At 48.9% G+C, this 19,479-nt stretch carries 15 protein-coding genes; 5 read left to right on the plus strand and 10 right to left on the minus strand.

All coding sequences use genetic code 11. The features are described from left to right. Window positions 1-16: 16 nt before the first annotated feature. The 4 genes from dnaJ to B9T34_RS15170 all read right to left on the minus strand — a co-directional run bounded on the left by dnaJ (window position 17) and on the right by B9T34_RS15170 (window position 5,994). Window positions 17-1,132 (minus strand): molecular chaperone DnaJ, encoded by a 1,116-nt coding sequence (gene dnaJ, locus B9T34_RS15155; RefSeq protein WP_086213964.1) that lies wholly within the window; start codon window positions 1,130-1,132, stop codon window positions 17-19. Between the two features lie 105 nt (window positions 1,133-1,237). Next, window positions 1,238-1,615: a hypothetical protein gene (locus B9T34_RS15160; RefSeq protein WP_086213965.1), complete on the minus strand. Its 378-nt coding sequence runs from the start codon at window positions 1,613-1,615 to the stop codon at window positions 1,238-1,240. Between the two features lie 135 nt (window positions 1,616-1,750). Next, window positions 1,751-4,888, minus strand: coding sequence for an efflux RND transporter permease subunit (locus B9T34_RS15165; protein WP_086213966.1), 3,138 nt, complete (start codon window positions 4,886-4,888; stop codon window positions 1,751-1,753). A gap of 2 nt (window positions 4,889-4,890) precedes the next feature. Next, complete coding sequence (locus B9T34_RS15170) at window positions 4,891-5,994, minus strand: efflux RND transporter periplasmic adaptor subunit (protein WP_086213967.1); 1,104 nt, start codon at window positions 5,992-5,994, stop codon at window positions 4,891-4,893. Window positions 5,995-6,145: 151 nt separating this feature from the next. On the opposite strand from B9T34_RS15170, the gene B9T34_RS15175 reads away from it, so the two are divergent. From B9T34_RS15175 to B9T34_RS15190, 4 genes are all read left to right on the plus strand, one after another. Further along, a complete protein-coding gene (locus B9T34_RS15175) occupies window positions 6,146-6,763 on the plus strand; it encodes a TetR/AcrR family transcriptional regulator (protein WP_086213997.1) in 618 nt (205 codons plus the stop codon). A 173-nt stretch (window positions 6,764-6,936) separates the two neighbouring features. Next, window positions 6,937-9,621, plus strand: a complete 2,685-nt coding sequence (ppc, locus tag B9T34_RS15180; RefSeq protein WP_086213968.1) for a phosphoenolpyruvate carboxylase — start codon at window positions 6,937-6,939, stop codon at window positions 9,619-9,621. Window positions 9,622-9,917: 296 nt separating this feature from the next. Then, entirely contained in the window at window positions 9,918-11,222 is a 1,305-nt protein-coding gene (locus B9T34_RS15185) for a solute carrier family 23 protein (RefSeq protein WP_086213969.1), read from the plus strand. A 119-nt stretch (window positions 11,223-11,341) separates the two neighbouring features. After that, a complete protein-coding gene (locus B9T34_RS15190; protein WP_086213970.1) occupies window positions 11,342-12,247 on the plus strand; it encodes a LysR family transcriptional regulator in 906 nt (301 codons plus the stop codon). Here B9T34_RS15190 and B9T34_RS15195 read toward each other — a convergent pair. From B9T34_RS15195 to B9T34_RS15210, 4 genes are all read right to left on the minus strand, one after another. Continuing rightward, complete coding sequence (locus B9T34_RS15195; protein ID WP_086213998.1) at window positions 12,244-12,981, minus strand: sulfite exporter TauE/SafE family protein; 738 nt, start codon at window positions 12,979-12,981, stop codon at window positions 12,244-12,246. The genes B9T34_RS15190 and B9T34_RS15195 overlap by 4 nt on opposite strands. A 162-nt stretch (window positions 12,982-13,143) precedes the next feature. Continuing rightward, window positions 13,144-14,619 (minus strand): sulfite reductase subunit alpha, encoded by a 1,476-nt coding sequence (locus tag B9T34_RS15200; RefSeq protein ID WP_086213971.1) that lies wholly within the window; start codon window positions 14,617-14,619, stop codon window positions 13,144-13,146. Window positions 14,620-14,628: 9 nt separating this feature from the next. Further along, on the minus strand, window positions 14,629-15,219 hold the full coding sequence (locus B9T34_RS15205; RefSeq protein ID WP_086213972.1) for a PepSY-associated TM helix domain-containing protein: 591 nt from the start codon (window positions 15,217-15,219) through the stop codon (window positions 14,629-14,631). 30 nt (window positions 15,220-15,249) lie between these two features. Beyond that, the gene (locus tag B9T34_RS15210; protein ID WP_086213973.1) at window positions 15,250-16,809 is read right to left on the minus strand and encodes a DUF2271 domain-containing protein; all 1,560 of its coding nucleotides are present in this window, start codon (window positions 16,807-16,809) and stop codon (window positions 15,250-15,252) included. A 101-nt stretch (window positions 16,810-16,910) separates the two neighbouring features. On the opposite strand from B9T34_RS15210, the gene B9T34_RS15215 reads away from it, so the two are divergent. Beyond that, a complete protein-coding gene (locus B9T34_RS15215; RefSeq protein WP_086213974.1) occupies window positions 16,911-17,804 on the plus strand; it encodes a DUF4198 domain-containing protein in 894 nt (297 codons plus the stop codon). A 55-nt stretch (window positions 17,805-17,859) separates the two neighbouring features. Here B9T34_RS15215 and B9T34_RS15220 read toward each other — a convergent pair whose 3' ends face one another. Further along, complete coding sequence (locus B9T34_RS15220; protein ID WP_086213975.1) at window positions 17,860-18,147, minus strand: chorismate mutase; 288 nt, start codon at window positions 18,145-18,147, stop codon at window positions 17,860-17,862. Further along, the gene (locus B9T34_RS15225) at window positions 18,128-19,450 is read right to left on the minus strand and encodes a hypothetical protein (RefSeq protein WP_086213976.1); all 1,323 of its coding nucleotides are present in this window, start codon (window positions 19,448-19,450) and stop codon (window positions 18,128-18,130) included. Before B9T34_RS15225 ends, B9T34_RS15220 begins: the two co-directional genes overlap by 20 nt. Window positions 19,451-19,479 lie beyond the last annotated feature (29 nt).

The raw sequence follows: 19,479 nt of genomic DNA on the forward strand, positions 1-19,479 counted from the left end.
TGGCGTATTCAAATGATTAATCAAATAGGCCAAAAAATGATTTTTTCTTTGGTGATGATTTGCTGTCTTCACCATCCATAGTTTCCTGCAACTCTTTCAGCAGTTCACGCTGGCGTGCAGTCAAATGCACAGGTGTTTCCACCACAATGCGGCAAAGTAAATCGCCCTGCATGCTGGTACGGACAGGTTTTACACCCTTACCGCGCAAGCGGAACAGTTTACCTGTTTGTGTACCTTCTGGAATTTTCAGGCTCACACGGCCGTCCAAGGTCGGGATCTGAATTTCTTTACCCAAAGCAGCATCTGCAATGCTTACAGGCACATCCATATAGAGATCTGCACCATCACGCTGGAAGATTTCGTGCTCACGCACCACCACTTCTACGTATAAGTCACCAGACTGGCCATCACGGATCGCTTCGCCTTTACCACTTAAACGAACACGGTCGCCATTGTCCACACCCGCAGGAATGGTCACTTCAAGCGTTTGCTGACGGTCAGACACACCTGAACCATGGCATTTCGTACAAGGGTTCTTGATGATTTTACCTTGACCGCGGCACGTACCGCAGGTTTGCTGCACGGAGAAGAAACCTTGCTGCATGCGCACTTGACCCGCGCCATGACAAGTTTTACAGGTTTCGACATCATTCGGGTTTTTAGACCCTTTGCCGTCACACACATCACATGGCGCTGGCGCAGTAAAGGTAATGGTTTTCTTCACGCCTTTCACCGCTTCTTCAAGCGTCAGCTCCATCACATAGCGTAAGTCCGAACCACGGCGCGCGCGCTGCTGCCCACGGCCTCCACCGCCGCCAAATGCGCCGCCAAAGATATCGCCGAACTGGCTGAAAATATCTTCTGCGCTGAAGCCGCCAAAGCCGCCGCCTGCACCGCCCATGCCGCCTTCAAAGGCTTGATGGCCCATGCGGTCATACATGCTGCGCTTTTCGCTGTCAGACAGCACTTCATAGGCTTCTGAAGCTTCTTTAAATTTATCTTCAGCTTCTGGGTTGTCTGGGTTGCGGTCTGGATGGAATTTCATCGCCAACTTACGGTAGGCTTTTTTGATTTCATCATCACTAGCGGTTTTAGCGACACCCAAAACCTCATAATAATCACGTTTAGCCATGTCTGGCGATGCTCCTCACGGAATTCAATTAACACTCAACTGCGGTATGAAATTGGGGTCATACCGTCTTTTACAAGGGGATAGCTTGAAAAAAATTCTGCGGATTTAGAAAACCGCTTTATTTTTGAAAAATTTAGTGATGCCTTTAATCCAGGCATTGAGTAAATACAGAAAGGCGATACAGGAAAATATGACACCTGCGACCGTGCAGCCTGTCACCCATAAATAGGTGTCCCAGTAATAGAAAAATAATGGAATAAACCACAAGGCAGCAAAACAGGCCAAAATAATATAAATGGTGATGGTGCGCACCACCCATAAAGCCTGCGCCTGCATCCAAACTTCGGCAGAATCTAATTGTGTGACTTTTCGTGCAAACCAATAGGCAAAAATACTGCTGACTACGGTAAACAGCGCCAAAAACATGAAGACATAAGAAATCGCGAGATAGCGGCGATACTTGGTTAGATTGTCTGTCGTCATGTTTGATTTAACCCCATACCCAGCGCCCAGTGATCCATCAATGCACGCCGCGAAATACTTATTAAAATTATCAATAAAGATTAAGTGCTACTATATTGAAAAAAACAATATTTCGCACCCAATTTTATGAAACTTTTACGCATTATGCTGATTTTTTTTAACCTTAAACCATTGCGCATACAATGCCGGCAAGAAAAACAGGGTTAATAGCGTCGCCACGATCAAACCGCCCATAATGGCAACCGCCATCGGACCGAAAAAGATACTGCGCGACAGCGGAATCATCGCCAGTACCGCAGCCAGCGCCGTCAGCACAATTGGGCGGCAGCGGCGCACTGTAGCGTCAATAATCGCATTCCACGGCTCGTGCCCTGCTTGAATATCCTGCTCAATCTGATCAATTAAAATTAAAGAGTTGCGCATGATCATGCCCGACAGCGCAATCGTGCCCAGCATCGCCACAAAACCAAACGGCTTGTTGAACAACAGCAGGAACAGCACCACACCAATAATGCCCAAAGGCGCCGTTAAGAACACAATAAATGTGCGCGACATGCTGCGCAGCTGAATCATCAGCAATGTAAACACCACGGCCAAGAACATCGGCATGCCTGCATTCACTGAAGTTTGGCCGCGGGCAGATTCTTCTACCGTACCGCCCACTTCCAGCAAATAACCGCTTGGCAGCTGACTGCGCAATTCAGCTAAAGGCTCAGTCAATTCATTCACTACCGTTGCCGGCTGCAGTTTTGTGCGGATATCCGCGCGCACTGTAATGGTCGGCAAACGGTTGCGGTGCCAAATCAGCCCGTCTTCAAAGCCGTATTCAATTTTTGCAATTTGCGCCAGCGGCACTGTAGCGCCTGAAGCCGTCGGCACAGCCAAACTGCTCAGTGAAGCAACATCCACACGCTCCGCCTCATCACCGCGCATGCGGATTTCTATCAACTCGCGCTTTTCACGGAATTGATTGATGGCCGCGCCGCTAATCGAGCTGTTCAGGAAATTGGACACATCCAGCGTGTTGACCCCCAGTTGGCGGGCGCGGTCCTGATCGATTTGCAATTTAATTACTTTGCTCGGCTCGCCCCAATCCAAATGCACATTGGTGGTATTGGGATTGGCGCTGATTTTGGCCGCTACTTTTTGCGCCCACTCGCGCACCAGGCCTAAGTCTTCACCCGAGATACGGAACTGCAGCGGATAGCCCACAGGCGGGCCATTTTCCAGCAGCGCTACACGGGTGCGCGCCTCTGGCAGCAGCAAGCGGATTTGCTCACTGAGTTTGCGCTGGATTTCATTGCGGTCATCCAAAGACGAAGCCAGCACCACAAACTGGGCAAAACTGGCCTGCGGCAATTGCTGATCCAGCGGTAAATAAAAGCGCGGTGAACCTGTACCGACATAGGCCACAAAGTTATCAATTCCTTCCTGCTTTGACAGGAAGTTTTCCACTTTGCGCACAGCCGCCTCGGTTGCTTTCAGTGATGCGCCCTCTTCCAGCTTAATGTCGACCATGATTTCTGCACGGTTCGATGGCGGGAAGAACTGCTGCGGCACCAGTTTAAACATCAATACCGACAGCACAAAAATGCCGACCGTCGCTGCAATCACCGTCTTGCGGTAAGTTACGCAGACATCAACCCATTTTTTAAAGTTCTGATAAAACTTGGTTTGATACGGATCATGATGTTCTCCTGCATGGTGCACCAGCGGCGCAGGTTCCGGCTGCTTGCGCAGGCGCGCCCATAAACGCTGATACCATGGCGCTTTTTGAATCAGTTCTTTATTAAAATCGGGCAGCAGTTTGTCGCCTAAATACGGGACAAACAGTACCGCGGCCACCCATGACACCATCAGCGCAATGGTCACCACTTGGAAAATCGAGCGGGTATATTCCCCCGTACTAGAGGCGGCCGTAGCAATCGGCAAAAAGCCGGCCGCCGTAATCAGTGTGCCAGTCAGCATCGGGAATGCGGTAGTGCGCCAAGCATGGCCCGCGGCCTGCAGCCGCGTATAGCCCTGCTCCATCTTAATCGCCATCATTTCCACCGCAATAATGGCGTCATCCACCAGCAGGCCCAGCGCCAGAATCAGCGCGCCGAGCGAAATTTTATGCAGGCCGACATCAAACAGATTCATGCCGGCAAAAGTCATCGCCAGCACCAGCGGAATAGAAAATGCCACCACCAAACCTGTACGGAAACCTAGAGAGAAAAAGCTCACCAGCAGCACAATAATCACTGCTTCCGTCAGCACTTTCATAAACTCATTGACGCTGCGTTTCACGGCAACTGGCTGATCGGATACTTTTTGCAGCTTCATGCCCAGCGGTAAAGCCTTTTGCAGTGAAGCAAACTCTGTTTCCAGATTTTTGCCCAGCGCCAAAATATCGCCGCCTTTACGCATGGACACCGCAATACCGATGCCATTTTCCGCCATAAAGCGCATGCGCGGCTGTGCAGGTTCGCTAAAGCCGCGGTAAACCTCTGCAACATCACCCAGCTGAATGGTTTTACCATTGACCAGCAGCGGCATTTTTTTCAGCTCTTCAACCGTTTGCAAATTACCGCTGGCTCGGACCTGGATGCGGTCTGAATTGGTTTCAAAAAAGCCGGCACTGGCAATGGTATTTTGCTGCTGCAGCGCCTGCTGGATGGCGCTGGCAGGAATACCCAGCTGCGCCAATTTGGTATTGGACATTTCAATCCAAATTTTTTGATCCTGCAGGCCAATCAAATCCACTTTGCTGACATCTTTGACCCGCTGCAATTGCAGCTGCAGGCGGTCGGCATATTCTTTTAACGTGGCGTAATCAAAATCTTTACCCGTCAGCACATAAATATTGCCAAAGGTATCGCCAAACTCATCATTAAAAAATGGCCCCTGCACGCCGCTTGGCAGCTGATGCTTAATATCATTGACCTTCTTGCGCACGGTATACCAGACATCTGGAATGTCCTTGGAGCGCAATGAATCTTTGGCCATGAAGGTCACCATGGACTCGCCTGGACGCGAATACGCCACAATGCGTTCATACTGACCTGTCGTCATCAATTCTTTTTCAATGCGGTCTGTGACCTGCAGCGAGACTTCTTTAGCCGTGGCGCCCGGCCAATAGGTCTGAATCACCATCACTTTAAAGGTAAACGGCGGATCTTCACTTTGCGACAGCTTGGAATATGAAACGATGCCGACGATGCCCAGCAGCAACATGAAATACAGGACCAAGCCCTTATTTTTCAGCGCCCATTCGGAAAGATTGAAGTTCATGCTTAGCCCCCAGCCTGAATCGTCACTGGACGGTTTTCACGGTCAATTGGGCGGATCTTCTGTTTTTCACGCAGCAGATGCACGCCGCCAATCACCACATAATCGTTCGCTTTTAAACCACCGAGCACCGGCACGCTGTCACGGCCGTAGGCGCCTAAAGTGACAGGGGTCTTATGCACGGTATTGTCTGACGTGACTGTTAATACATAGGCCTGCTGACCTTGCGCAGACACACTGGCCAGCGGCACATTCAATTGACCTTGCTGGATATGGCTAAAGAACACCCGCGCGCTTTGCCCCAGCTGAATCAGCGCTTGGCCTTCCCGCAATGCCACTTTCACGCTGTAAGTGCGTGACTGGTCAGCTGCAGGTGAAATCTCGCGCACATAGGCATCAAACTGCTGATCTGGCTTAGACCATAAGGTGACTTTAGCGCTTTGACCCGCTTTAATTTCAGTGATGGCCTGTTCCGGCACGCCAATGACCACTTCGCGTTCGCCGTTGATTGCCAGCTGATAAGCCGGCTGCCCTGCAGCAATCACCTGCCCGACTTCTATATTGCGTTCGGTAATGACCCCGTTTTTATTGGCGGTCAGCTGGTTATACTGGGTTTGATTGCTGCTGACGTCATAAGCCGACTGCGCCTGTTTGAGCGCTGCCTGTGCATTTTTATATTGATTTTCCACCGCATCATATTGCGAGCGGCTCACGGCATTGATTGGCAGCAGCTGCTGGAAACGCTTCAGCTCATCTTCAGCTGTTTTCAGTGCAGACTGCGCGCTTTCCAGCTGCGCTCGGTTAGACGCTTTTTGCAGCTCTGCGTCTTTTACATCCAAGCGCGCCAAGACCTGACCGACTCTCACCTGATCCCCAACATCTACATAACGCTCGACAACCTGCCCGCCGACACGGAAAGCCAGCGCGGTTTGCTGCCGCGCCTGCACATCGCCAGCATAGCTTTTCTGATCAGCATGCGCGCCGCTGGGCTGCGTTACCATCACGAAAGGGACTTCCTGCTCAGTTGATGATGCATCCTTGCTGCATCCTGCTAAGGTTATCGCGCAGACAATGATCATGCTGACCACAGCGGTTTTTATCGTGCTCATGAAACTCGCTCTTATAATGAAGTAATTTTTAAGGCAAAATGGGTGGATTATAAATTGATTGTTTTTTAATTAATAAACCACACGGTACATTAATTGCTGATCTATGATCAAATCAATGACCTGAATGACATTTTTGGAATTTTTTTTGCAAATGACTGCTGGCCGCCCCAAAGACCTAGAAAAACGCAAACGCATTTTAGATGCAGCCAAAGAGCTGTTTTTGGAATGCGGCTATGACGGCTGCAGCATGAATAAAATAGCGCAAAAAGCCGACGTGACCAAACTGACGGTCTACAACCATTTTCAAGACAAAGATACGCTCTTTACTTGCGCCATTTCTGAAACCTGCGATTCCTTTATTAATGCCCGCCCTGTTGTTCTGAGCAAAGAGAGTCATTTTCTACAGGCGCTGCAGCATGCCTGTGAATTGACCCTTAATCTGGTCAATTTGCCTGAAGCCTTGAAAATGGAATATTTACTGCTCGAGTTGGCTTCTCAGCATAATCCGCTGGCGCAGCAGTTTTACAATGCCTCGCATCAAAAACTCAGTGATTTATGGGAAAACTTTTTTGAGCAGGCAGTCAGACTCAATTTCATCCGTGCTGCAGCACCGCGGGAACATTTACTGCTGCTGTTTTCCCTGCTGCTCGGCATGCGCCATCATGAAGTGCTGATGGGCATCCGCGCTGTGCCAAAGCCCGAAGAATGCCTGCAGGTTATTCACAGCGGTATTGAGCTGTTTATGCTGCGCTACGGCACTGCAGTTTAAAACTCAGCGCGCAATTCTCCCGCTGCACTGCAGGTCTAAGCCATTCCATGGCTAGATCGGCACAAAGCTTGCTATTTTCTAGCCAAACAAAATCCGACTTTTGTCTGTGCCCCTCTTGGATTGTCATACAATCAAGGTATAGTCAAAGTCAGAACAACTGGAGAAAGCAAAAAATGATTCAACAAATTGATGCTCCGTTACGTGACGATGTCCGCTTACTTGGCAACCTGCTGGGCGAAACCTTAAAGCAGCATGCCGGACAAGATTTGTTTAATCAGGTGGAACAGATTCGTGCCCTTGCCAAAGGCGCCCGCGATGGGCAAGCCGAAGCAGAAAAGCAGCTGGAACAGCTATTTCTAAGTCTGGAAGATGACGAAATACTGCCGCTGACCCGCGCTTTCACGCACTTTTTAAACTTTGCCAATATTGCAGAACAATACAACGTGGTGCGCAGCCGCCGTCAGAGCGAGTTTGATGCGCAAGCGCCCTCTCCAAACCCGCTCGATCATTTATTCAAAAAATTCCAAGAGCGCGACATTTCTGCCGAAGCGCTGTATCAGCAAATCTGCGATTTAAAAATTGAACTGGTGCTGACCGCACATCCCACTGAAGTCAGCCGCCGCACCTTAATCCAAAAATACGACGGCATTAATGACTGCCTGTTTAAATTTGATCAGCAAAAGCTGACGCCGCGTGAACGCCAAGCCGTTTTAAACGATCTCAAGCAGCTGGTCAGCTCGGCATGGCAAACAGATGAAATCCGCCAGCACCGCCCAACGCCTGTTGATGAGGCCAAATGGGGCTTTACCACCATTGAGCAGACGCTGTGGAATGCTGTGCCAAAATTCATGCGTGAGTTGGACGGCATGGTATCCGAGCATTGCGGCAAGCCGCTGCCGCTGACCATTGCCCCAGTGCGTTTTGCCTCATGGATGGGCGGTGACCGTGACGGAAATCCGAATGTGACTCACAGTGTTACGCAAGAAGTGCTGTGGCTGTCGCGCTGGAAGGCTGCAGATTTATACGTGCGTGATATTGAAGACCTGCGCTGGGAACTGTCCATTGAACAATGCAGCGCAGAACTGCTCAGCGCATTGGGCAAAACTCACCCTGAACCCTACCGTGAATATCTGCGTGACACCCGCCAGCGCTTAAAAGCCACACGCTACTGGCTGGCGCAAAAGCTCAAAGGTGAAGATGCCGATGACAGTCAGGTCATTCAAAGCAAAGATGAACTGCTGCAGCCGCTGCTGCTGTGCTACCGCTCACTGATCGACTGCGGCCTGCCGGAAATTGCCAACGGTAAACTGCTGGACTTTATTCACCGCGTGAACTGCTTCGGCATTGAACTGCTGAAACTGGATATCCGTCAGGAGTCTGGCCGCCACCGCCAAGCGATTTCTGCCATTACGGAATATTTGGGCTTAGGCAATTTTGAAACCTGGACGGAGCAGGCGCGTCAAAATTTCCTGCTGCAGGAGCTGCAAAGCAAACGCCCGCTGCTGCCAAAGCATTTAAATGAGCCAAAACAGAGCCTGATTGAACATCCAGATGTTCAGGAAGTTTTTGAAACAATGCGCACGCTGGCCCAGCAGCCGCCAGAAAGCTTAGGCGCGTATATTATTTCCATGGCGGAATATCCAAGCGATGTGCTGGCCGTGCTGCTGCTGCAAAAAGAAGCGGGCATTAAGCAGGCGCTGCGAGTGGTGCCGCTGTTTGAAACCTTAAAAGATTTGGATGGCGCAGCCGCAACCATGCAGACTCTGTTCAGCATGCATTGGTATAAGCAGCACATTCAAGGCAAGCATGAAGTCATGATTGGCTACTCGGATTCCGCCAAAGATGCCGGCTTTATGTCTGCCAACTGGGCGCAATACCGCGCACAGGAAGAATTAACGGATGTGGCGAAAAAGCACGGCGTACAGCTGACTTTATTCCACGGCCGCGGCGGCTCGATCAGCCGCGGTGGTGCGCCAACTCAGCAGGCGCTGTTTTCACAGCCGCCGGGGTCTATTTCTGGCGCGATCCGTGTGACTGAACAAGGCGAAATGATCCGCTTTAAATTCGGTTTAGAAGGTATTGCCCTGCAAAATTTAGAAATTTATACTGCGGCTACTTTAGAAGCGACGCTGCTGCCACCACCTGTCCCTAAACAGGAATGGCGCAAGCTGATGCACAGCATGACGGATTTGTCTGTGCAGGTGTACCGTCAAACCGTGCGGGAAAATCCGCATTTTGTGAAATACCTGCGCACCGTAACCCCTGAGCTTGAACTGCAGATGCTGCCGTTAGGTTCTCGCCCAGCCAAACGCAAAGTCAGCGGCGGCATTGAGTCGCTGCGCGCAATTCCATGGGTGTTTGCATGGACACAAATCCGCTTAATGCTTCCTGCGTGGCTTGGTACAGGCGCTGCCATCAATCAGGTGATTCAGCAAGGCCAAAAAGACACGCTGGATGAAATGCTGCAGCAATGGCCATATTTCCAGACGCTCATTGATATGCTGGAAATGGTGCTGTCAAAAGCGGACAGTCATGTGGCCCTGTATTATGAATCGCATCTGACGCAGGATGAAGACTTAAAAATACTGGGGGAAGAATTGCGCCAGCGCTTGCGCGATGCAGTGCAAACCCTGCTTGCGCTGAAAGGCGAATCCAAGCTGCTCAGCAGCAATGATGTTTTGGATCAGTCCATGAAAGTGCGTAAGCCTTATTTGCTGCCGCTGCACTTGCTGCAAGCAGAGCTGATGAAGCGCCGCCGCGCCTACTTGGCTGAACGTCAGGCGGAAAACACGCCTGTCGATCATGCATTGATGGTGAGTATTGCCGGAATTGCGGCGGGACTGCGCAATACAGGCTAAAAAATTATTCTGCTTTCAAAGGCATATCTTGATGATATGCCTTTTTATTGACCATTCATTTTAAAATTATTGAATGTGATGACTGCTTCGATCATAAAAATTATGAAAAAAAATGCACATCTCAATGGCAATTAATGACTGATTTAATACTCTTTTTTAAAATTAAAAACTTTACCGTAAGGTAAAAAATAATGAAAAGTCATAGCATTAGTTTTAACATTTTTTTATTTCAGTGATTAAATCTTCCAAAAAAGAGGCGTATGATGTGCCCAATTTGAATTTTGAGTGCTCACTTTATGTCCAATTGGTTTCCCAAATGGCGCCCGTATGAAGGCAGTATCGATGCACGTCCTGTAGGCACCAATGAATACCTGCCGCCCGCGCAAAGTGCTGTATTGGGGATACAGCATGCTTTTGCCATGTTCGGGGCAACGGTTCTAGCACCCTTCCTGATGGGTTTTGATCCTAACTTAGCGATCTTAATGTCAGGCCTCTGTACAATTTTATTCTTCATCATGACGGGCGGCCGTGTGCCTAGCTATCTGGGTTCAAGCTTTGCCTTTATTGGGGTTGTGATTGCAGCCACAGGCTATGCAGCTTCTGGCACTGGCGCACCCAATGCCAATATTGCACTTGCTGCCGGCGGCATTATGGCCTGCGGTATTTTATATGCCATTTTCGGCTTTATTGTGATGGCGACCGGTACCCGCTGGATTGAAAAATTGATGCCGCCTGTGGTCACGGGTGCTGTGGTCATGATCATCGGCCTCAACCTCGCTCCTATCACCGTAAAAGGCGTAATGGGCAATAACTTCAATATGTGGATGTCTTTAGTGACCGTGCTGTGCATGGGTTCTATTGCCGTATTCACCAAGGGTCTGCTGCAGCGCCTGCTGCTGTTGGTCGGCCTGCTGCTGGCTTACTTAGTGTATTACGTCGTTTCCAATGTCATGGGCTTTGGCACACCAATCAACTTTGTCCCGATTCAGCAAGCGGCTTGGTTCGGCACGCCGCAATTCCATGCGCCTGAATTCAATGTCAACGCCATGCTGATTATTGCGCCTATTGCGCTGATTTTAGTGGCGGAAAACTTAGGCCACATTAAAGCCGTCAGCGCGATGACAGGTGAAAATCTTGATCCGCATATAGGCAAAGCTTTTGTTGCAGACGGTGTAGCAACAACACTGTCTGGCGCAGTTGGCGCACCGGGTATGACCACCTATGGCGAAAATATTGGCGTCATGGCGGTAACCCGCGTGTACTCCACGATTGTCTTTGTTATTGCGGGTGTTTTTGCCGTCTTCTTAGGTTTATCCCCTAAATTCGGCGCTATTATCCATACCATTCCAAGCGCAATTTTGACCGGTGCTTCGATTGTGGTCTTTGGTTTAATTACCATTGCCGGCGCGAAAATCTGGATTGAAAACAAAGTTGATTTTTCTAAAAATAAAAATCTGATGGTGGCTGCGGTTACCATTATTTTAGGTACTGGCGATTTTGCGCTTCAATTTGGCAGCTTCAACTTAGGCGGTATTGGTACGGCTACATTTGCAGCCCTCATCCTGAACTGGTTCTTCAGCCTAGGCGACAAATCAGAATAATTTGCCTACAGTTTTTTAAGCAGCCTTCGGGCTGCTTTTCTTATTTCCGCATAGTTACAGAACAGTTTTTATGCACCATTTGTCAGTAGAATAGAAAACTCTCTTTAGGATAAACCTGCATGCGCTTAGATCTGTTCGACTTGCAGCTGATACTGAATATTGTGGATACAGGCAGCCTAACCAAAGGTGCTGAGCGCTCTGCAATTTCACTGCAAGCCTGCAGTGAGCGCATTAAAAAACTGGAGCAGCGCTATGCTGTCAGCCTCTTTACCCGCCATGCCAATGGCGTGAAACTGACCCTAGCCGGACAGACCCTCACAGAGCACGCACAGCAAATACTTAAACAGGGCCGCTTGCTGGAACAGGCCATGGCGCCCTTTGCAGCAGGACTCAGTTCCAGCATGGTGCTATGGTGCAATTCTTCTGCGCAAAGTGAATACCTGCCGCTGCTTTTACCGCAGTATTTACTGCAAAACCCGAATGTGCAGATTGAACTGAAAGAAGCGGAATCCAATGAAATTGTGGCCGCCATTGAACAAGGCACAGCTCAGTTAGGATTGATTTCCGGTTTTTTTAAATCCAGCCAGCTGCAAACGCTGGAATTTGCCGATGATCCCTTGGTGCTGATTTGCGCTCCATCACATGAACTGTCGGGCCATGCAGCAATGGCGCTGGCAGAAACGCTCAGCTACCCTTTTGTCGGGCTCATGCAATATCACTCTTTGCAGCAATCCATTGAAACGCAAGCCCGATTGCTGAACTGCAATATTCAGTACCGCCTGCGCCTGCCCAATTTTGCAGCTATTGCCCAAGTGGTTGCCAATGGCGTAGGCGTTGCGATCATGCCAAAACGCGCTGCACTGCGTCTGCAAAGCATTTATGAATTTGATTATATTGATTTAACCGGCGCTTGGGCCAACCGCAAGCTGCTGCTGACCGCGCAAAACTTTGATGATTTGCCTGTGAGCTATCAGCACTTCAGCCAATTTTTAATTTCACAGCACAGCCTGCTGAAATTGGATTAAATCCAGCCGAATTGATGCAGCATCATATAGCTGCCTAAAGCGATTAAACCGGCAAAAAAGACTTTGCGGAATTTCTGCTCTGGAATACGGTAGCGGATTTTTTTACCCGCCCACATGCCAATTAATGCAGGGAACAAAGCAATCAAAGACATTTGATAATCCAGCGGCAAATCATCGACAGGGTTCTGCTGTAAAAATACTGCAAGACACAGCGTTGATACGGTAAACGCCAAACCCAAAGCCTGCACTAAATCATCACGCTTGAGCTGCAGCCCTTGCAGATACGGCACCACAGGAATAACCACCACTCCCGTCGCAACTGTCAGCGCTCCGCCCAAGTAGCCAATAATCGGCGACAGCCATTTTTCATGACCAGCAAAATTTGGCAGTTTTTTGGCGCAGAGACCATACAGCCCATATAAGCCCAGCATAGCGCCTAACAGCGCTTCGCTTTGAAACTCACCATGACCTAATGTCGGGAAAATACTCCAGATTGATCCCGCAACAATCCCCAGCAATAATGGCCAAAAACGCTTGATCAACTGCAGCACGCGGCCTTCGGCAAACAGTTGCCAAAAGTTCGTGACCATCGATGGAACGATGAGCAAAGCCGCCGCCTGAAAGGGCGTAATCACCATGGTCAGCAGACCCATAGAAACCGCTGGCAAACCAAGACCAATCGTGCCTTTAATCATGCCTGCAATGGCAAATACCGCAATGACAAACCAGATCATTTGCTTACTCATTTTCTATTTAAGGCAATGCTAAGGAATTCCGCAGCAATGAAAAATCACTGTTTTCGGAATCCAGCCTCAATCAAATATTGAGGCTATAGAAATACGAATCAAAAACACATAAAAAAGCGCCCGAAGGGCGCTATTTTTATAAGTTTAAACTTAGTACACATCACGGCGGTAACGCTGTTTTAAACGCAGCTGCTCAAACTTTGCCTCGCCCAATATTTCTCGCATCGCATCATCAACACCTTGCGCCATGCCTTTGAGACTGCCGCACAGATAAATATAAGCACCCTGCTCAACCCACGACCGCAATTGTTCAGATTTTTCCAGCAATACATGCTGAACATAGCGCTTTTGCGCATGATCCCGAGAAAAAACAGTATCCAATTCGCTCAATACGCCACTGTGCTGCCATTCCTGCAGTTTATTCTGAAACAGGAAATCAAACTGCTGCTGGCGTTCACCAAAAATCAGCCAGTTTTGCTTAAAACCCCACGCCTCACGCTGCTGCACATGCGCCATCAAGCCAGCAATCCCTGAACCATTGCCAATAAAAATCATCGGCTGATCGCTTTGCACCAACTGAAATGATGGATTGCAGCGCAAATTGGCGCGTATATTTTCACCCACTTCAGCATGCGCAGTCAGCCAGCCAGAACCGATGCCTAAACCGTCATCAGTCATCTGCTGTCGCACCACCAAGTGCAGCTGTTTTTGAGCAGGGATAGATGCAATGGAATAATCCCGCACAGGCAACTGTTCAAAACGCGCAGCCCATTGCACCGGACTTTCTTCAGCCAAGCGTGCTGGCGCAAGACGCAGATTTTTCTGCTTCAACGCTGCAGTCAGCGCCTGATCAGCAGCCACATCAAACTGCGCTAAAAAGCGCTGAATATCTGCATCTGAATTGGCGCATTGCACTTCTAAAATATCGCCCGACTGCCACTGCTGCCCTGCTGCAGATAAGGCAATGCTGTACATCGGGCTGCCGCAGCTGCCAGTGTTCAGCACAGTCCGATCCTGCAATGCAAAGTCTAACCAATTTTTTTTTGCATGATCCAGTTGCAGCTGAACATTGGTCAGCTGTTCCAGATGATGGGACCAGCTGTCTAAATCCGCGGCGGACAACTGGTTAACGCAGACCAGATCAAAGCACGGCTGTGCATGCTGCTTCTGCAGCCAAGCATGCAGTTCTTGTCCAAAATGGCAAAAATTGGCATAGCGGCGGTCGCCAAAGGCCAAAATGGCATAAGACATTTGAGACAAATCATAAGATTGTTTCAGCACCTGCTGCTGAAAGGCTTGGGCCGTGTCAGGCGCATCGCCTTCGCCATAAGTGCTGACCATCCATAAAACACGGGAAGCCTGCTGTAAATGCTCAGCGCGGATATCCTGAATATTGACGCATGCTGCGCCAATCCCAGCCTGCTGCAGCTGCAGTGCAGTGCGCTGGGCATACTGTTCAGCCTGCCCAGACTGGCTGGCAAAAATAATCAGATACTGCTGCGGGCTGAACATCCTGTTTTGGTTTTTTTCAGAGCGTTTCGCATACATCAGCCAAGCCAAAAGCAAAACATGAATAAACAGTAAAACCGCAAAAAAACTCAGAAGTAGAAGGGCTGCAAGTGTCATATCAAATGCCTATACAGCCGACCAAATCAGCGCGATCAGCACCGCCAGACTGGCAGCGGTCAGCAGCAGATGCTGCACCAAACGGGATTTAATACTGAGGAATAAAATGTAGCCCGCCAGAGACAGCGCTAAAATTAAAATCGCGCTGATATCAATCAGCCAGCTCCATGCTGTACCCGCATTTTTACCGCGGTGCAAATCGCTGATCAGCGACACCGCCGATGCCGGTTTTTGGGTAATTTCGACTTCACCCGTATCCATTAAAGCCCAAATATCGGTCGAGCCCGCTGGACTTTCCAAGCGGATCATCACTTCACCATCCAGCACTTCACTGCTCTGGTAGCGCCCAACGATAGATTCTTTTTGACGGATATAGTCCATCAAATCGTCGGATGGATTTTCCTGTTTCTGCAAAGATTGCAGCAGATTTTCCGGCAATTCGATTTTGACTATTTTCTCTTCTTTGGCTGGATCAAACCATTCGGGATGATTCAAGAAAAGACCCGTCAGGGAGAAGAACACCAGCACAATAAAGGCAAATGCAGACAGACAGCCATGCACATAGCGGGCATGGCGGTAAAAATCACGGCGTTGGTACACAGTTTAGACCTTAATCATCCTTCAGCAGGATCAATTGATTTTTTGAAAATTCATTTTAACGCTGCCAATTTCAGTTTGCGCTGGCAGGTTTTGGCTTGAAGCTTTGGCTTTCACATCTAAATTCATCATTTGATAAGAGTGATCGCCATGCTCGCGGGAAGTTTCAATATGCACAATATATTGACCGGCTGGAACCGCTTTGCCGCTGTCATCTTTACCATCCCAAACCATTTTGTATTGGCCCGGCTGGCGCGAAGGTTTGGCAACGGCATCCAATTTCTCCATTTGACGGCCATAGCGGCGCCACCACACATAGTTGGAATTAATCCATTGTTCATGCTTGCCCCAAACAGCCAAGGTACGGACCAATTTTTTATTGGCATCCGTCACCCAAACAGAGACATAGGGCGCGCGGTATTTTTCCACATTGATTTTAGGAATTACCAAATCAATGGTCGCTTGATAGCCCGACGGCCATTTTACAGATGAAGCGCTTGCTACCGTCAGCATTTCAGGCTGCGCCGCGGTGTTTTGCACTAAGCCATTCCAGCCCGCGCTTTGATGTGTCGCGCCATTGCTCATGGTCAATTTAGCTTCATAGCCTGCAAGGGCTTCAATCAGCGCCATCCCTTCTGCAGGCGGCATAGCAGCCAAAGCAGTTGCCAGTGCATCAGCATCGGCTACACAAGTCCCTACAACCACACATTGTTCAATCTGCTGCATAGGCATGCCGGTTTTCGGATCCAGCAAATGCGATTGACCCGCCAATGAACGGTAGCCTTGACCGCTGAATGCCACCGCTTGATCATTCAGCTTCAGCACATCACTCGGCACAGCCAGATCATGATGATTAAAGGCATCCTGCACCCCGACATGCCAGCCGTCTTTTTGCGGCGCACTGCCCCAGACACGGATATCGCCGCCAATATCAATCAATAAGCCTTCAACAGATGGAACTTTGGCGCGCGCTGCCAGCATAGCGCGGTCAATAATATAGCCTTTGGCATAGGCATCCGGCGCAAAAGACACCGCGCTATCCATTTGAATGCGCTGCTCTGATTCATCCATGCTGACACTGTCAGGCTTGAGTAAACTCAGCACCTGCGCATGGGTGTCTGTATCTAAATCGTGAATGCCTTGAGATTTTTCCCATAAGCCAATCAACTGGCCTAAACGCGCATCAAAAGCGCCGCAGGTTTTATCGCGCCATGCTTCACAGGCGGCAATCACTTCAAATAACTCAGGAGAAACTGTGCCTGCTTTGTTTTTATTTAAGGCTGAAATTTCGCTGTCGTCACGCCAAATAGACAGCTTTTGCTCCAGCTGGGAAATTTCAGCTTGAATCGCATTCAGCGCCAATTTGGCATCCTGCTTAGCAACACCTGTCACCACCACATCTAATGATGTGCCCAGCACATAATCACGGTGAAAGCGGTGCGCCTGAGCAGCTTCCTGCTCAAATTGGCCTTCTTTAGCCTGACTGTCTGCAGCCTGCAGGCTCATTGGAGAAATCAGCGCAATGGCCATCACTAACGGCGTGAGACGGAATGCAGCGCGTGCAGGCTCTATTTTTTTTTCAGTCAGTGACATACTGATTCTCCAGAATATTTTTTCGAATTTTATTGATAATGATAGTAGTTATCAAGTAGATTACAACCGATAATTTCGATCTAAAATTGGAGTATGGTTCAATGAATCATTGGTTAAAAATTGCTTTGCTCTCTTCTTTACCGGTATTGAGCCATGCACACACTGTTAGCCCTTTTATTTTACCTGACGTATTTGATATCAAAGGTTCAAATGTCAGCCTGCAAAGCGGCATGACTGTAGAAAAATTCTTTACCCCGACGGGCAATTTTAAAACCAGCTATATTCTGACCCAGCCCAATGGCCAGCAGCTGCCTTTTGAAGCAGCAGCCTCATTAAAGCGTTTCAATGTAGCCGAAATTGAAACAGCGGCAGATGGCACTTACCGCATTCAAACCAAAGATGCCGTGGGCAACAGCGGTAAATATGCGCTGGTGGATGGCCGCTGGCTGCGTGTCCGTCCAATGCGTGCGCCGATGCCGCAAGCTCCAAAAGCACCTGAAGCGCCTAAAGCAGAAGCAGCAAAAGCGCCTGCTGCAGCCAATGCTCAGCCGCCGCGTATGATTGCAGCCGACCAAGTGCCAGCCAATGCGCAGACACTGGAAGTGAAAAACGTTTTTATTGCTGAAACGTATATCAGCAAAGGCAAGCCAAGCGCTATTCCAGCACCGTCAAACCAAGGTTTTGAGCTGAAATTGCTGACGCACCCGAATGAACTGTATTCAGGCGAATCATTAAAAGCGCAGGTTTTATTTAACGGTAAAGCTGTTCCAAATGCAGAAGTCGATATCTTCAAAGGCGCAAGCAGTTTAAGCACGGATAAAACCAAAGAGCTTCCTGCAGTAAAATCCAATGCCAAAGGCGAAATTGAAATTAAATTCGAACAGGCCGGCATATATTTAATTACCGCCGCTTATCCTGAAGCGAATCCTGACAACAGCAAAAAACCGCAAGCGGAGTCTTTCACTTACGGCTTAACTGTTGAAGTCATTGAATAAGCTTTCAGCTTTTATCATTAAAAAAAGCTCCTATCAATAGGAGCTTTTTTTTGCACTAAGGGCGAATCTCTTTTAATTCACGGCGTATAAAGTGCTGAATCATCTCACGGTACAAGTGTTCCACCAAAATCGGATCAACGCCTTGCGCTTCTGCTGCGCCGCGCACTTTTTTCACCACTTCTTCGGTACGTTCAGGCGACTGCACATCCTGCTCAGTCCGTTTAAAACGCGCCGCCTGATCCACATAAAATTGACGCGCGGCAATCAGTTCAATCAGCGTTTGATCAATCGCATCAATGTTTGTGCGGGCTTGTTCTAAAGATTCAACTTTCTCTTTGTTCATGCGTTTTCGATTCACTGTCAGCTGTGTTTTCACTTTTATACTTCTCTTCTAACACATTACTGAAAATACTTTCAATCATCCATACGCGGTATAGGCTGTTGAACACATAGCTTTGGCCATCAATGCGCAGCTCCAGCACAGGAAAATCCGGCTGCGATTTCATTTCACAGTGCATATCATTTTCTTTTAACAGCGCGGCGATATCTTCTGTGTTTAAAGTTTCAATATTCAGTTGCTGCTGCAGCTGCTGAAAATGCGCTTTGAATGACAGGTCCTTGCCCTTGGTCCACACCGCCTGCAAAATTTCATGCATGGCGTCTATGCGCTGTTCTTCAGGCACGCTGTAATACAGCTGCGCCATCTGCAGCGTAGCAGCCTCCGTCGGGCGGCAAAAAGGTGTAAAGGCCACTTCAGTCCGCTTGGACAAGCGGGTCGCTAGACTCCAGTCAAACAGGTCACGCCCATGATAGCTGAGCGGATAGACATTCAGCTGAATATTATAAAAATCCGCCAATTCTTCTTTGATATAGACCATCAGCAGCCATGAAATCGGATCTTCCAGCGCAATATATAAATCCAGTTCAGGATCCATCGCCTGAATCTCGTTCAGCTCTTCTGCATCGCTGATCAGATGTTCACGCCATTCAATATGATTGATCAGAAAAATAGGGTTATCCGTCAGCAGTTTCTGCTGCTTCAAGCGGCGCGTTAAACGCAGCAGGTCATCTACCGCATGGTATTTGCGTTCGCCAAACTCAAAAAAGCTCGCCAAAACAGGCGTATCGTTAAAAATCCGCTCAGGAAAATGCTGCGCCTGATGATGGCGGCTGGCCATGGCATGCAGGGTGCGCAATTTGCCATATTGCTTTTGCCACAGCATATGAAAAACATCTTCCAGCAAATATAAAAAGTCCTGACCGCGCAGCGGCGTATTGCGCAAAATGGTTTCCGCCTGCTGAAGGGCTTCTGCAGTCGGCTGTTCAGGCGTGTCATGAAAACTGAAACGGTGCTGTTTGGATAGGATTTTGGCGTCGTTGAGGCAATACTGCTGCCATTCTGCGGCAGACATATGATTGGGCGGTTCGCCGCTCTGATTGGAAATATAAACTTTAAGGGGTTTCAGTTCATCACTAAGAATTTCTTCCAGCTGCGGCAGCTGCTGGGCGGTCAAGTAGCTGTAAACATCATCTAAACGCAGATAAACACTTAGACCTTGTGCCGTGGGTAACACCGCTTGACGAGTCGGTTTCTGATAAAACCAGCTCGATCGGATTGGATCAAACCAACGGCGCAGCAGTGACATGAGATTTGCCTCGAAAAATAAACCCTTGC

The organism is Acinetobacter sp. ANC 3813 (genome assembly GCF_002135435.1).
GTDB lineage: Bacteria > Pseudomonadota > Gammaproteobacteria > Pseudomonadales > Moraxellaceae > Acinetobacter.